The sequence below is a fragment of the Roseateles sp. GW821-FHT09H10 genome, assembly GCF_059415865.1.
Genome location: NZ_JBWKOB010000007.1, coordinates 81,749 through 95,571, shown reverse-complemented (window position 1 = coordinate 95,571; position 13,823 = coordinate 81,749). Strand labels below are relative to the sequence as shown.

The window sequence follows — 13,823 nt, the reverse complement described above, 5'->3', positions numbered from 1 at the left end:
CTCTCTGCTGCGGCGCCCGCGAGTTAACGATGCCATGAAGCCCCTTCGCTAGCCTTTGGCCGCGTCGTTGCCGTTAGTGTGGAGCTCGTTTCCGCCCGTTGTCGAGCCCTTCTAGGAACTGTTGGGCCGCAACCATGTCGGCCGTCTCGTACCCTTGAGTGAACTTTTCAGCGGTGGCGGCGACAAGTCGCATGCTCTGGTCCACGCGGCCGTCCTGGCTCCATAGTTTCCCGAGCGCGAGTGCGCAACGCAGTTCCCAAGATGCCGCGCCCTGAAATCGGGCAAGGTCGAGAGCGCGGACCAGCATAGTTTCGCCAGCCCGTAGCTCTGAACGGGCCATGTGATCCATGGCCTGGCGCCGCAGCACTTCGGGTGCGCACCAGCCAACCAAGCCTTGATTGACTCGGGCTACTGCCAGTTCGGTCAGCGCTGCACCGGGTATTGTGGATAGCATGTCGACTTCCTGTGCGCTTCCGCCGTGTTCGATGCCTTGCAACTGCGCTTGCAGTCCGGCGTCGCCGTCTGCGCTCTTGGCTTCCCGAACTGCGTACCTGAACAATCTTGCCCATAGCTTCCCAAATTCGAGCCCGTGTGTCTCCGCCGCGTCCTCAAGCGCGCTCAAGTAGCGAACTGCGCGCGTCACGTCACCTCGCCAAAGGGAGATTGGAATGAGGGCGACAGCGAGCGTGACGCAAACGGCAGCTGGTCGGTCGCGCTTGGCCCACGGAAGCGCCTCCTCTGCCAACTGCAGGGCATCGTCGGGGCGGCCCGTTATCCAGTAGCTCCTGGCGATGAACACGCGCATGGCTACCTCTCGGTCAATCATTGTCTGGAGGTAATAGCTGCTAGGTCGAACCGAGTCGGTGTTCAGCGAAAGCGCTCGCTCGGCAAACTGAATCGACGACGCGTAGTCACCGCGGTAGTGGAGCGCGAGCGCCATTCCCCGCCAGCCAAAAATCAGATCGCTTGGCTTCTCAGTCGCGGCCGCGTGCTGTAGAACGGCGCGGCTCATCCGTTCCATTTCAGGGTAGTTGCCTCCTAGGTGGGCGTTTGCCCAAGCCGAGACGATGACGCCCATCTGGTCCTCATCTGACGTAAGCCGCTTGCCGCGGCTCTTCGCCAAATCGAGGGAACGCTTGGAGGAGTCGAGGTCCAGGGAAAAGAACTGAAACTCGCCCAGCGCTGCTGTCAGTCTGAACTGCAGCTGTTGATGATCGCCCTCCACGTCTTCAATGCTCGCGAGGGCGAGCCGCATGTAGCTCGAGAACTCGTGAAGCAGGGAAAGGCGACCAGCGACGGGAAGGCTCTCAAGTACGAGCGTTGCAGCGAAAACAACGTCGCCGCCCTTGCGCTGGGCCCAGGCTAACGCGGCACGCACATCATCCACCAGCGAGCCGTGTAAGGACCACCATTCGGGTCTGCTGAGTCCGTGCCAGTCCTCTTCTGCTTTTCGTAGCCGCCGGATGCAGTCTCGGGCATGGCGCGAGGACACGAGGCGCATCTCTTCCTCGTTGGTGACTTTCTCGGTGGCGTACAGCTTGGCGAGCTCGAGCAGGCGAAAGTGGGCCGCGCCTTTTCGGTGTGACGTCGAGACCATTGATTTGGCTGCGAGGGCAAGCACTGCTTCCGCCAGGTCCCCATCAGTGTCCTCGGTATCGCTTACCACCTGAACCGCTGAGTCGAGTGTGAACTCACCGCGGAAGACGAAAAGCCTGTTGAAGGCTCGCTTTTCAATGTCCGAGAGCAGCGTGTAGCTCCAATCCAGTGCCGCCTGTATGGTTCGATGGCGCTCGCTCGGGGAACTCTGCGAAGGCTGCAACGCGAGAACGGTAGCTCTCAGGCTCTCCAAAAGGCCCGTGACCCCCAGCCGGCCGACGTTTGCGGCCGTCAGTTCGATGGCCAGCGGTATGCCATCGACGCGCCGACAGATTTCAGCGGCGGCGACGTAGTCGTCCTCGTCGAGCAACAGGGATGGTGACGCTGCTCGTGCCCTTTCGACGAAGAGCTCCATGGCGCCGAAGCCCATCAAGTCCTGGACGTCTGTTGAGGTGTCTGGGACGGCAAGCGGCCGAAGTACGTGCACCACTTCGCCTGTTACACGCAGGCCCTCGCGACTCGTCGTGAGAACTTTGAGGTGCGGCGCGGTGAGAAGTGCTTCGACGACCTGGGCCGCATCGTCAATGAGGTGCTCGCAGTTGTCCAAGACGACAAGCACTCTGTGGTTGCGGATCGCACGCGCAAGCCGTCCAGCCGAATTGGCTCCACCAATCGTGAGGTCCAGGTTCAACCCGAGCGACATCGCCACGCTGGCGACCAAGAAGGCGCCGCTAGACAACGTTGCCAGGTCCACCATGCACACCCCGTCGTCAAATTCCTTCGCGACATGGCGCACAACTTCTTGCGCAGCCGTTGTCTTGCCAACGCCGCCCGCGCCGAAGAGCGTGACTAGGCGGCTTGTGCGCAGGCTCGCAGCGACCGAATGCACGGTATCGCTGCGGCCAACGATTCGCTTCGGTACGAGGTTGCTGGAGCGCCGACGCCTCGAAGGCTCACTGACAGGGCCGATGAACTTGTACCCACGATCTGAAATCAATGCCAGATGGGTGCCACCCTCGGCCTGCAGCGCAGTATTCAGGGAGACGACATGGTCGTAGACGTCACGGCAATCCATGGGGCTGTGGATTTCCAACAGGATGTCGGAATCGGCCAGCACCTCTCCTGCGTGGTCCACCAGTATTTCGAGCACGTCCAGGGCGGCTGGAGCGAGCCCGATCTGCTTGTCGCCCCGGGAAAGCTGCCGCTTGCGCCGATGCAGCGCAAATTCCCCGAACTTCAAAATCGACGAATCCATTGAAACCCTTAGCCCTGCGCCGATGCCCAGGCCAAACAAGCGGAAGCTGGCGTTGCGCGATTCTTGCCGGGGTGCTGGCGCAGGCCGGCGTGAAATTCAGTTAAACGCAGCTTAAGCGCCTGTCACGGCGTGCTTTGACCTCATAGCATCGGCCCGCAGGCGCTCACGATCAAGCGTGAGCGCGTTGCGATACTTCATGCCTGCAGCCCATCACAGATGCCAGCACACTACCGAATCGACCCTTCCAAGCGCCGGCCGCCCCCGCTGTGGCGCACAACGGCTTTGCGCGCCGCGGCGTTGGGGGCTGCTGCATTTGAATTTTCTGGTGGTTGCTTGGCACAGGAGGTCGCCGGCGCCGTAGAGCGGGCGCAGCTGCCCGAGGTTGTTGTGACCGCTGAGCGCCAAGAGACACTGCTCCGCAGAACCCCAGTCTCCGTTGGAGCTGTCGGCAAGGACGAAATCGAGAAGAAGGCGACTTCAGGCCTATCAGACCTCGTTGGAGTGATCGCAGGTGTGACGGTGCCCAATGGCTTTACCAACATGCCTCAAGCCATGGGTATCCGCGGCGTCGGAAATTCTCAGCCAGCGATGACGCAGGCGGTTGGCGTGTACGTCGATGACGTACCCCTGATCCGCGGGTATGCGGCGGGCCTATGGGACCTCCCGGACGTTGAACGCATCGAGGTGCTGCGCGGTCCCCAGGGCACCCTCTATGGTCAGAACTCCAGTGGCGGCGCCGCAAAGATCGTTTCCAGGGAGCCATCCAAGCTCGGGGAAGCCTGGCTTTCAGGGTCACTTGGCAACTACGACGCCAGGGAGTTGCACGGCTACGCGACTGGGCAGATCGGCCAAAACTTTGCCGCTAGCTTCGCGTTCTCGACGCGGCACAACGATGGGTTCGGATACAACGCCACGCTGGACAAGCGGGTCAACAAGCTCCACGCGACGCAGGCCCGCGCCAAGCTTAAGTATTCGGCCGGTGAAGACTTCAGTGTCGTCATTGCTGTCGATGGACTGAGAGACCGGTCGGACCTCAATACCATCAACTTTCCCCTCAATCACCCGAACAGCGCCCCGCGAGTCACCTACACGTCCTTGGACACGGGCGACGTCGACGCGAGAGCGGAGGGCGTCTCTCTCAAGATCACGAAGCGGCTGTCTTCGGAGGTCATCTTCAAGTCCATCACCGCGTACCGTTCCTACATCATCGACCCCATGAATGGTGACTGGGGCGGCTTGGTGCAGGAGCGCTTCTGGACGGGGCAAGACATCAAGCAACGGGCGGTCTCGCAGGAGTTCCAATTCCAAGGCCGGAATAGGGAATGGAGCTGGACCGCCGGCACATTGCTGACTGCAGACAAATTCCATTTCCATCGCTTGGCTCGCACATTGCCGCTGACGGCCTCGACGCCCAATCGCACGGAAGCACTCACCGAGCAGAGCACGAAGGACGTAGGCGCTTACGGGCAGGCGAGGTATGCATGGACGCAGGCGGTGGGCTTGACCATTGGATTGCGGGCCTATCGCACGGAGCAGGATGCTGACAACCGGTTCTGGCGTACCGACGCAGAATGGAACCGTACCCTGCAGGTGTACGCAGCGCCTGACTTGAAGGCATCTGCGTCCGGTGTGCTTCCCAAGTTGGGCGTGGATTTCCAACTGGACCCAGCGACGTTCCTATACGGAACGATTGCGAAGGGCGAGAAATTTGGGGGCTTCAACCGCGCCGCGGAATCTTTGGCGGCAGCCGGCGTGGCGACGGCGCCGGAGAAGGTGACCAGCTACGAGGCCGGCGCGAAGGTCCGACTGTTCGACGGAACCGCGGATGCGAGCCTCGCACTGTTTTACAACGATTTCAAGGACTATCACGCGGGCTTGACCGCGACGCTCGTGAACGGTGTGCGCGTCAATGACACGGTGCTCGTGAACGCTGGCAACGCAAAGACATATGGCGCGGACCTCGACCTCGTCGCGCGTCTGACCGCCAGCCTGAACTGGAAAGTCTCGCTGGAGCTGCTCCGCACCAAGTTCACCACCTTCCTCAATCCATCGGGTGCCGCCGGCACCAACTATGTCGGGAACCAGATTCCATGGGCCCCGCGTGTCAGCCTTGGGACAACGTTGAGCTGGGCAGTACCTGTGGGTGACGGACAACTGGCGGCGGACCTCTCGCTACGCTTGATCGGGCGTCAGTTTTCTGACGTTGCCAACAATCCGGCCGTCCGGACCCCGCAGCAGTCCTACATCGACATTTCTACGCGCTACGCTCCTTTGGATTCGCACTGGACCTATTCGTTCCGGGTACGGAACCTACAGGATCGTGCCTACGCCATGCTTCCAGTGCTCGCACCTCCGCTAGGCCTGCACAACACCTTCTACAACTCGCCGCGTACGTTCTTTTTCACGGGACGATACGACTTCTGAGTGGCAGCGCTGGGCTGGGCGCGGATACGCAGCCAGCTCGACTTGGGAATCACACCAGCAATGACGTCCGGCTTGGGAGCTGGTCATAGCTGCTCCAGCACCGTTGCGATTCCTTGTCCGCCGCCGATGCACTGAGCTGCGAGGGCAAAGGTGGTGTCGGTCCGCTTCAACAGGCTGGCCGCCTTTCCGACGATGCGGGCGCCGGTCGCGCCCAACGGGTGACCGATGGACAAACCGCCGCCATCGAGGTTCATCGTGGTGGGGTCGATCTTCAGCTCTCGGGCACAGGCCAATGCTTGTGACGCGAAGGCTTCGTGAAGTTCCACGACGCCGAGGTCGTCGACGGTCAATCCGGCCCTCTGCAGGGCCTTCTTCGATGCGGGCACCGGGCCTATTCCCATGACAGCCGGATCGACGCCCACCGTGGCGATGGCCCTGATGCGAGCAAGCGCCTTGATCCGGTGGCGAGTCGCGAAGACATCGCTGCAAACCAGCACGGCAGCTGCGCCGTCGGTAAGCGGCGACGACGTGCCTGCTGTGACGGTTCCATCTGGCCTGAACGCCGGCTTCAACGCTGCCAGGGCTTCCAAGGACGTACCGGGCCGGATGCAGCCGTCCTCATCAACGAGCACCCCCTCGGGCAGGCGGATGGGTACGATTTCCTCAGCGAGGCGATTCAAGTTGCGCGCGGCCGCGGCCTTTTGGTGGGACTCCAGTGCCAGTTGCTCCTGATCCCTTCGGCTCACGTTCCAGCGAGTCGCCACGTTTTCTGCGGTATCGCCCATCGAGATGTAGGCGTCAGACTGCTCATGGAGCTCGGGGTGAGGACTGAAGTTGAAGCCGCCCTGGGGAACCATGGTCATCGACTCGACACCGACGCACAGCACAGCTTCGGCAACGCCTGCCTCGATGTGGGTTGCAGCGGTGTGAATCGCTTGCATCGACGAGCCGCAAAATCGGTTGATGGTCATGCCGCCCACCTCAATCGGCAGGCCTGCCAAGAGGCCCACGATTCGTGCCAGGTTGTTGCCTTGTGCTGCCTCGGGGTAGGCGCAGCCCAGCATGACGTCCTCTAACAATGTGGGGTCCACGGCGCATCGGTCCAAGAGCCCTCGGACGACCTGTGCCGCGAGCTCATCGGGCCTGACATTGGCCAGGCGGCCCTTCCTGGAAAAGTGGAAGGGTGAGCGCGCGAATGCTGCAACGACGGCTTTCATAGGACTCTCGAACTCTGCTGATTGAGCTACTTACAGTGCGGCGGGCGGGAGTGCCGTGGAACTGGCTTTTGGCAGGGAACAATCCCTGACTGTTGATCGCCGAGGGGGGCAGTCGGGAGTGCCAGGCTCCGGCATCGCAGATGGCTAGGGCACTCGAAGGCGTGCCTCAGTCGGCGAGCACCTCCTGCGACGACAGGATGGCGTGCGCAAATGTCGGCCCGTTGATTTCATGTGCGTACTTCAGCGCGTCGTGGCTGAAAGCTGCCGTGGCATCCTTCACCAGTGTGACGTGGTAGCCCAGTTCAACGGCCACCTTCGCGGTTGTCTCGATGCATGTGTTCGCAAGCAGCCCGATGACGATGACGTGGCTGATGCCACGTTGCTTCAGTTGCAGGTCGAGGTCGGTGTTGTGGAAGCCGCTCCCTGACCAGTGCTCCTTGACGACGATGTCGCCCGGGTGGGGAACGAAGTCTGGATGCCATTCGCCGCCCCAGGTCCCCTCTGCAAAGACCTGGAACTTGTGTCCACCCAGCTGATACGGCGTTGGATGGCGCCAGCCATTGAAATCGTTCGGACGGGCACGGTGGTGCGGTACGTAGAAGATGGGCACACCTTGGCTCCTGCAGGCGCCCACCAAAGTTTTCATATTGGCCACAGTGTTTACTGCTTCGAGCACCTCCTTGGCCATGCCTGCCAGCTTGCCTCCGTCGCTCAGGAAGTCGTTGTACGGATCAACGAGGAGGAGGGCAGTGGCGCCCTTCGGAAACAACGAAGTCAGAGTCATGATTGCTCCAGTTGGTAAGTGGTGAACCCGTCAGACAGCCCAACACGCGCAGCCCAAGGCGCCCCAGAAGCCCTTCAAGTCGGCCGTCGGCACCGCCGCGCCCCAGGCCCGGTCGTGAGCGTGCCCATGTACCCCGCATGCGCTTGAGCATGCACACGCGATGCGCATAGCGGCCTGAAGCGGTTTACCTTCGCCCCAGGCGCCGTAGCCTCCCCAGCGGCGCACAGGTGACCAGTCGGGCATGGCTGGCGGTGGTCCGGCGCTGTCGTGCTTGGCGAACTCGCCTGCTGCCCACACCACCTGGCCGCCCACCACCGTCAGCAGTGACGTGGTGCCGGCAATCGCGTCTTCACTGCACTTGAACAGGTCGGTGTCGGCGACCATCAAATCCGCGAACAGGCCTGTCTCGATGCGCCCCTTTTTGCCGGCCTCGTCGCTGAACCAGGTCACGTTTTCCGTGAGCATGCGCAGCGCTTGGTCCCGGTCAAGGCAGTTGCGTTCGGGCGTGAGTCGCAGGCCACCGACGGTCTTGCCGGTGATGAGCCACGAGAGCGCGACCCATGGGTTGTAGGAAGCGACACGGGTGGCGTCGGTGCCGGCGGACACGCGCATGCCGCTTTCCAGCATGCGCTTGACCGGCGGCGTGGCCTCTGCGGCCTTGGCGCCGTAGCGCTCCACGAAATACTCGCCTTGATAGGCCATGCGGTGCTGAACAGCGATCCCGCCGCCTAGGGCCGCGACGCGCTCCATCGAACGACCGGAGATGGTCTCCGCATGGTCAAAGAACCAGTTGAGCCCCTGGAGCGGGATGTCCTTGTTGACGCGCTCGAAGACGTCCAATGCTCGGCTGATGGTCTCGTCATACGTCGCGTGCATTCGCCAAGGCCAGCGGTTCTCAGCAAGCACGCGGACGACGGCCTCAAGGTCGGGCTCCATGGCTGGCCCCATCTCAGGACGTGGCTCGCGGAAATCCTCGAAGTCCGCCGCGGAGAACACCAGCATCTCGCCAGCGCCGTTGTGGCGAAAGTAGTCGTCGCCTTGCTTGTACTTGGACGACGCCGTCCAGCGCAGGAAATCTTCCTTCTCCTGCTTGGGCTTCTGTGTGAAGAGGTTGTAGGCCAGGCGGATCGTCAGCAGTCCGTCGCGTGCGAGCTGCTCGACGACCGCGTAGTCGTCGGGGTAGTTTTGAAACCCACCACCTGCGTCGATGGCGCCGGTGATGCCCAGCCGGTTGAGCTCGCGCATGAAGTGGCGCGTGGAGTTGAGCTGGTATTCGAGCGGCAGCTTGGGACCTTTGGCCAGCGTCGCGTAGAGGATCGCCGCATTGGGCTTGGCCAGCAGCAGGCCTGTCGGGTTGCCTGCCGAGTCCCTGAGGATTTGCCCGCCAGGCGGCTCAGGGGTGTTTCGGTCGTACCCCACGGCACGAAGCGCCGCCGCGTTCAGCAACGCGCGGTCGTAAAGGTGAAGGATGAAGACAGGCGTGTCCGGCGCAACGGCGTTCAGTTCCTCGAGGGTTGGAAGGCGCCTTTCAGCGAACTGCTGCTCGCTGAAGCCGCCCACAACGCGCACCCACTGTGGAGCGGGCGTGATGGCGACCTGAGCCTTCAGCATGGCCATCGCGTCCGCCAGCGAGCGGACGCCATCCCAGCGCAATTCGAGGTTGAAGTTCAGCCCGCCCCGGATGATGTGCAGATGGTTGTCGATGAGGCCGGGCAGTACCCGCCGCCCTCCCAACTCGATGACCGTGGTGTTGTCCCCGATGAACGATTTGATGAAGCGGTTGTCGCCGACCGCAAGGAAGCGACCGCCGCCAACGGCCACCGCCTGCGCCTCCGGTTGCCCCTTGTTCAGCGTGGTGATGCGGCCGCCGAGCAGGACCAGCTCTGCGCATTCAGCCATGTTGATCCCCTTCGCGCTTCAGGTCGGCGCATTGCGGCAGCTCACCGAACATGTGTGGCTTGACCTGGTGCTGAAGCCACGAAGCCTGACTCTCCTGACCGGCGAACAGCTTGCGCGCGAGCGGCGGCAGCTGTTCGCCGAGAAGGATGCCCAGGAGACCGACGAGCGCGATGACTGGCGGCGCCGGAGAGCGCACGTTGAGGACGGCATAGATGACGCCGACCAGCAGGCCGACGGCCAGCGAGAGCAGATAGGGCTTCATTGTCATCACGTTGCTGTATCAGCCTTCGTGACCGCCGAACATGGTGCCGGCGTAGATGATGCCCAGACCATAGGCGCCGCCAAACCTCGCAGCGATACCGGTGGTCAGCGCGTAGGTATCCGAGCGGCCCCAGTCGCGCTGCAGTTCGAGGAGGTACTGCAGCGACGTCATCGGTCGTGCGCCAGCCTGAACCATGCGCTCCACGGCGCGCTCATGCGCCTCGGTGGACACGTCGCCGCAGGCGTCGGTCAGCACATAGACCTCGAATCCCTGGGCCAAGGCTGAGAGCACGGGGTCGACGATGCAGACGGACGTCCATAGGCCCCCGAGGACGATTCGGTCGCGCCCGATGGCGTTGACGGTCTTGATGACGGCACCGTCCTCCCAGCAGTTCATCGAGGTGCGGTCGAGCAGTTCCTGGCCGGGAAACGCATCGGTCACCTCGCTGAACATCGGGCCGGAAAAGCTCTTCTCGGCCACGGTCGTCAGGATGGTCGGCACCCCGAAGCCAGCTGCTGCGTGGGCAACGAGGCCGGCGTTGTTCCGCAATTCGATAGCGTCGATAGAGCGGGTGGCGAACGCCATCTGCGACTGGAAGTCAATCATCAACAGTGCGTGATTGGCAGGGGTCAGCAGCTGCGCGGCGGGCGTCGGTGTGGCGGTCAGGGTCATGAAGCTCTCCTCAAAGTGGGGGCCGGAGTGGCAGCGCAAGTGTTCTTTCAGCGCTGATGCATGGCATCTGCCGCGTGGAGGACCGCGCAGCCTGCCGTTCGGCACTCATGGGCGAACGCCTCGAGGGCATCATCGAAGCGCAGCTCTGCCAGCAGCCTCTGCAATCCCGTACCGAAGGAGCAGCTGAGCGGCCGAGCATTGCGGCGGTACGCGCCTGGAAAGGACAAGCGGTGGCCTGTCTTTTCGACAAACCACCGCCGTTTGCGAGGATTAATTGCCCTAGCGAAGGAAGCGCAGAACGTCTTCACCGAACTCGTCGGCGTACTGGAAAAGGAACCCGTGGCCGGAGTCCGGGTAAATCTTCAACCAGCCATTCGGCAGTTCCTGGGCCATCGCGAACGATGCGTAGGTAGGCGCCATGATGTCGTGCCGCCCATTGGCGACGAACACCGGATGGCGAATTTCCCTCAGACGGGGCAGCAGCGAGGTCTCGGCATCGCGTACGCCGGAAGCGGATTTGAGCTGCGCCTGCCAAGCCGCTGCATCAACGTGCTTGAGGTACGCGTCCTTGCGCTTTGTGAGGCGGGAAAGGTAGTCCCGACCAGCGGCTTGGCTGGTTTCAGTCGGCTCGAAGAAAAGGTAGAGGAAGTCCTCGTCGGTGTTCACCGCTTTTGTGGCCACCGACCAGACCTCGTTGCCGGCCTGCTTGTTTGAGGGAACGTCGGCCTGGACGTAGCCAGGCACAGAGGCCGCAATCACCGCCCGGCGTACCGATGTGGGGTGGTCGAGGACCATTTGAAGCGCGACCGTTCCACCCATGGAGAACCCCAAGACGTCGAATTTATCGACGCCGAGTTTGTGCGCCACGTCAACTGCGGTTGATGCGAACGACTTGAGATTGTCCGGTGGCGTGCCCGAGGAGCGCGCAAACCCCGGTTGGTCAAACATGATGACGCGTCGCTGCGACGCCAGCTTGTCAATAAGCTTGGGGTCCCAAGTGTCCATGGTTCCTCGGAACCGATTGATGAGTAGAAGCGGAACGCCAGTCTTCGGTCCCAGGTCCCGATACGCGATGGTGCTGCCGGCGAGTTCCACGGTTCGCGTTTCCACGGAGCTAGCTCCTATCCCAGCCGCCAGACAGGTGGCCGGCGCGACGAGCATCGCGATGGAGGCAAAGAGCGCCCGCATCCCGCGGTTGATTTCACGAGGCAGAGGGCGGACTTGAGCTACGGCGGTCATGGCAGGTCTCCTGAAGTTGAGCCTCTTCATGCTGCAGCGGAACTGCAAGGCTCGGACCTACCGAACGGCCCCAAGACGACCCGCCGAACGGCAGATGGACGCGTTAAAAGTTGTTCAATGTCGCCAGAGGGCGCTCGCCTTCACGGCTCTTAACGTGATCTGCAGCGGCCATTCGCAGACGATGTCTTCACGGCGCGAGAAGCTCGTGGCCGAAGGAGGACGATCAACATGCAGTTCAACACAGTGCGCCCCATCAAAGTTGCCGTGCGACACCCAACGCCTCTCGTGGCGAATGGGGCAATCTTTGCTCTCTCGCAGGAGAGCAACATCAACGCCTCAGTGTGGCTGGACGGGCATCCCGTAGCGGCAGACCTTTTCATCACCGACCACGAAACAGCCATCGGTCTGGCCTCCGAGCGGAATGCGGGGCACGCGAGCCTTCGGGGGTGCCGTTTGGCGGTCATCGGCTCCAATGGCAGGGAAGTAGAGGTGCGGGCGGCTCTCGAGGCGGGTGTTGATGGCTACGTCCTGGCAATGTGCAGCGTGACCGAGCTGCTTGCTTGCGTTCGAACGGTTGCATCGGGTGGGCGCTACTTCAGTGAAGGCGTGTTGCGGTGCGTCGCGGACAGCCTCACGCACGAATCACTGACCCAACGCGAGCTGTCGGTGCTCCAGTGCATGTGGAAAGGCCTGGGAAACAAAGCTATTGCCAACTGCCTCGGCATTGGACATGGAACCGTCAAGGGCCATGTCGAATGCATTCTGGGCAAGCTGGGCGTCAACAACCGTACGCAAGCAGTCAACGTCGCCCTGTCCCGCGGTCTCATTGCGGAAGTCTCAGAACAACGTCATCGCGACGTTGCTCCGCCTGTGTGGAGAGGGATGGCCGCTGCAAACGAGTTTTGACCGGCGCCCGGCGGGGCATTGGCTGCTGCCCGCACAGACAGGAAGGCCCTGACCTAACGCCAGGGCCTTTTTGCTATCCGCGTAGCGCCTTCATGGCGCGCTCGACGCCGGCACCATAGTCAGGATCGGCCTGAGCGCAGTTGTGAACGTGCCTCGCCTTGACCTCATCGCTCGCCCCGTCGATGGCTCGAGCGGTGTTCTCGAAGAGAGTTTGCCGCTGTTCTGCGCTCATGTGACGGAAGAGTAGACCTGGCTGGGTGAAGTAGTCATCGTCCGCCGTGTGGTCCCAGTGGTCGGCCTCGCCGTCTAACTGCAGTGCGGGCGGCAGCAGCTCGGGATGGTCTGCCCACTTGCCGCGACTGTTCGGCACGATACCCGGCAGCCCGCCGGCGTTGCCGTCGACGCGCATGGCGCCGTCACGGTGGTAGCTGGTGAACGGGCAGCGTGGAGCGTTCACTGGGATGGAGTGATGGTTGACGCCCAGCCTGTAGCGCTGCGCATCTCCGTAAGAGAAGAGCCGTGCCTGCAGCATTTTGTCCGGCGAGAAGCCGATGCCGGGCACCACGTTCGCCGGCGTGAAAGCGGCCTGCTCGACTTCGGCAAAGTAGTTGTCCGGATTCCGGTTGAGCTCAAGGACGCCGACCTCGATGAGCGGTGAGTCGCTGTGCAACCAGACCTTGGTCAGGTCGAAAGGGTTGTAGGGCAGGCTCTTGGCGGCCGCCTCGCTCAACACCTGGACGTAGAGGGTCCACTTCGGGTACTGGCCGCACTCGATGGCGTTGTAGAGGTCACGCTGCGCGCTCTCGCGGTCGCCGGCCACCAGCTGCGCAGCTTCTGCGTCTGTGAGATTGCGAATGCCTTGCTGGCTTTTGAGCGTGAACTTCACCCAGTGGCGCTCGTTCGCGTTGTTGATGAAGCTGTAGGTGTGGCTGCCGAAGCCGTGCATGTGGCGATAGCCATCTGGCAAGCCGCGGTCGCTCATGACGATAGTGACCTGGTGAAGGGCTTCAGGCATCAATGTCCAGAAGTCCCAGTTGTTCTGCGCGGAGCGAAGGTTGGTGCGAGGGTCTCGCTTTACCGCATGGTTCAAATCGGGGAACCGGAGCGGATCACGGAGGAAGAAGACAGGAGTGTTGTTCCCTACAAGGTCCCAGTTGCCCTCATCCGTGTAGAACTTAATCGCGAAGCCACGGATGTCTCGCTCGGCATCGGCAGCGCCTCGCTCTCCAGCGACGGTTGAGAAGCGAACGAAGACGCTTGTCTCCTTACCGATGCCGCGGAACAGGCTTGCGCGCGTCAGGTCTGTGATGTCGTGCGTGACTGTGAATCGGCCGTAGGCGCCCGAGCCTTTGGCATGCATGCGCCTTTCGGGAATCACTTCTCTGTCGAAGTGAGCCAGCTTCTCGAGCAGCCAGATGTCCTGGAGCAGCGCGGGCCCTCGAGGCCCGGCCGTCTCGATGTTGAGGTTGTCGACGACGGGAGCGCCGTTCGCGTGGCTGATTCTGTGGTCCATGTCAAAGCTCCGTGGGGTGAACACCGGCGCACGTTGCCGAACTCATCGGCTGACTG

Annotated in this window: 10 protein-coding genes; 2 read left to right on the top strand and 8 right to left on the bottom strand. The window is 62.3% G+C overall.

Translation table 11 applies throughout. From position 1 onward, the window contains the following. Positions 1-73: 73 nt before the first annotated feature. On the bottom strand, positions 74-2,851 hold the full coding sequence (locus AC07OY_RS26470; RefSeq protein ID WP_495045591.1) for an ATP-binding protein: 2,778 nt from the start codon (positions 2,849-2,851) through the stop codon (positions 74-76). Positions 2,852-3,067: 216 nt separating this feature from the next. On the opposite strand from AC07OY_RS26470, the gene AC07OY_RS26465 reads away from it, so the two are divergent. Then, positions 3,068-5,275 carry a TonB-dependent receptor gene (locus AC07OY_RS26465; RefSeq protein ID WP_495045590.1) on the top strand — a complete coding sequence of 736 codons (2,208 nt, stop codon included), beginning with the start codon at positions 3,068-3,070 and terminating at the stop codon, positions 5,273-5,275. Between the two features lie 83 nt (positions 5,276-5,358). On the opposite strand, the gene AC07OY_RS26460 is transcribed toward AC07OY_RS26465, so the two are convergent. The 6 genes from AC07OY_RS26460 to AC07OY_RS26435 all read right to left on the bottom strand — a co-directional run bounded on the left by AC07OY_RS26460 (position 5,359) and on the right by AC07OY_RS26435 (position 11,348). Next, positions 5,359-6,492, bottom strand: coding sequence for a thiolase family protein (locus AC07OY_RS26460; RefSeq protein WP_495045589.1), 1,134 nt, complete (start codon positions 6,490-6,492; stop codon positions 5,359-5,361). A gap of 166 nt (positions 6,493-6,658) precedes the next feature. Continuing rightward, entirely contained in the window at positions 6,659-7,276 is a 618-nt protein-coding gene (locus tag AC07OY_RS26455) for a cysteine hydrolase family protein (protein ID WP_495045588.1), read from the bottom strand. A gap of 30 nt (positions 7,277-7,306) precedes the next feature. Then, the gene (locus AC07OY_RS26450; protein ID WP_495045587.1) at positions 7,307-9,175 is read right to left on the bottom strand and encodes an amidohydrolase; all 1,869 of its coding nucleotides are present in this window, start codon (positions 9,173-9,175) and stop codon (positions 7,307-7,309) included. After that, the gene (locus tag AC07OY_RS26445) at positions 9,168-9,437 is read right to left on the bottom strand and encodes a DUF1427 family protein (RefSeq protein ID WP_495045586.1); all 270 of its coding nucleotides are present in this window, start codon (positions 9,435-9,437) and stop codon (positions 9,168-9,170) included. The genes AC07OY_RS26450 and AC07OY_RS26445 overlap by 8 nt, the downstream gene beginning before the upstream one ends. An 18-nt stretch (positions 9,438-9,455) precedes the next feature. Next, the gene (locus tag AC07OY_RS26440) at positions 9,456-10,109 is read right to left on the bottom strand and encodes a hydrolase (RefSeq protein ID WP_495045585.1); all 654 of its coding nucleotides are present in this window, start codon (positions 10,107-10,109) and stop codon (positions 9,456-9,458) included. Between the two features lie 279 nt (positions 10,110-10,388). Then, positions 10,389-11,348, bottom strand: coding sequence for an alpha/beta fold hydrolase (locus AC07OY_RS26435; protein WP_495045584.1), 960 nt, complete (start codon positions 11,346-11,348; stop codon positions 10,389-10,391). Positions 11,349-11,576: 228 nt separating this feature from the next. Here AC07OY_RS26435 and AC07OY_RS26430 point away from each other — a divergent pair, with 228 nt between their 5' ends. After that, on the top strand, positions 11,577-12,254 hold the full coding sequence (locus AC07OY_RS26430; RefSeq protein WP_495045583.1) for a response regulator transcription factor: 678 nt from the start codon (positions 11,577-11,579) through the stop codon (positions 12,252-12,254). Positions 12,255-12,327: 73 nt separating this feature from the next. On the opposite strand, the gene AC07OY_RS26425 is transcribed toward AC07OY_RS26430, so the two are convergent. Beyond that, positions 12,328-13,767 carry a catalase gene (locus tag AC07OY_RS26425; RefSeq protein ID WP_495045582.1) on the bottom strand — a complete coding sequence of 480 codons (1,440 nt, stop codon included), beginning with the start codon at positions 13,765-13,767 and terminating at the stop codon, positions 12,328-12,330. Between the last annotated feature and the right edge of the window lie 56 nt (positions 13,768-13,823).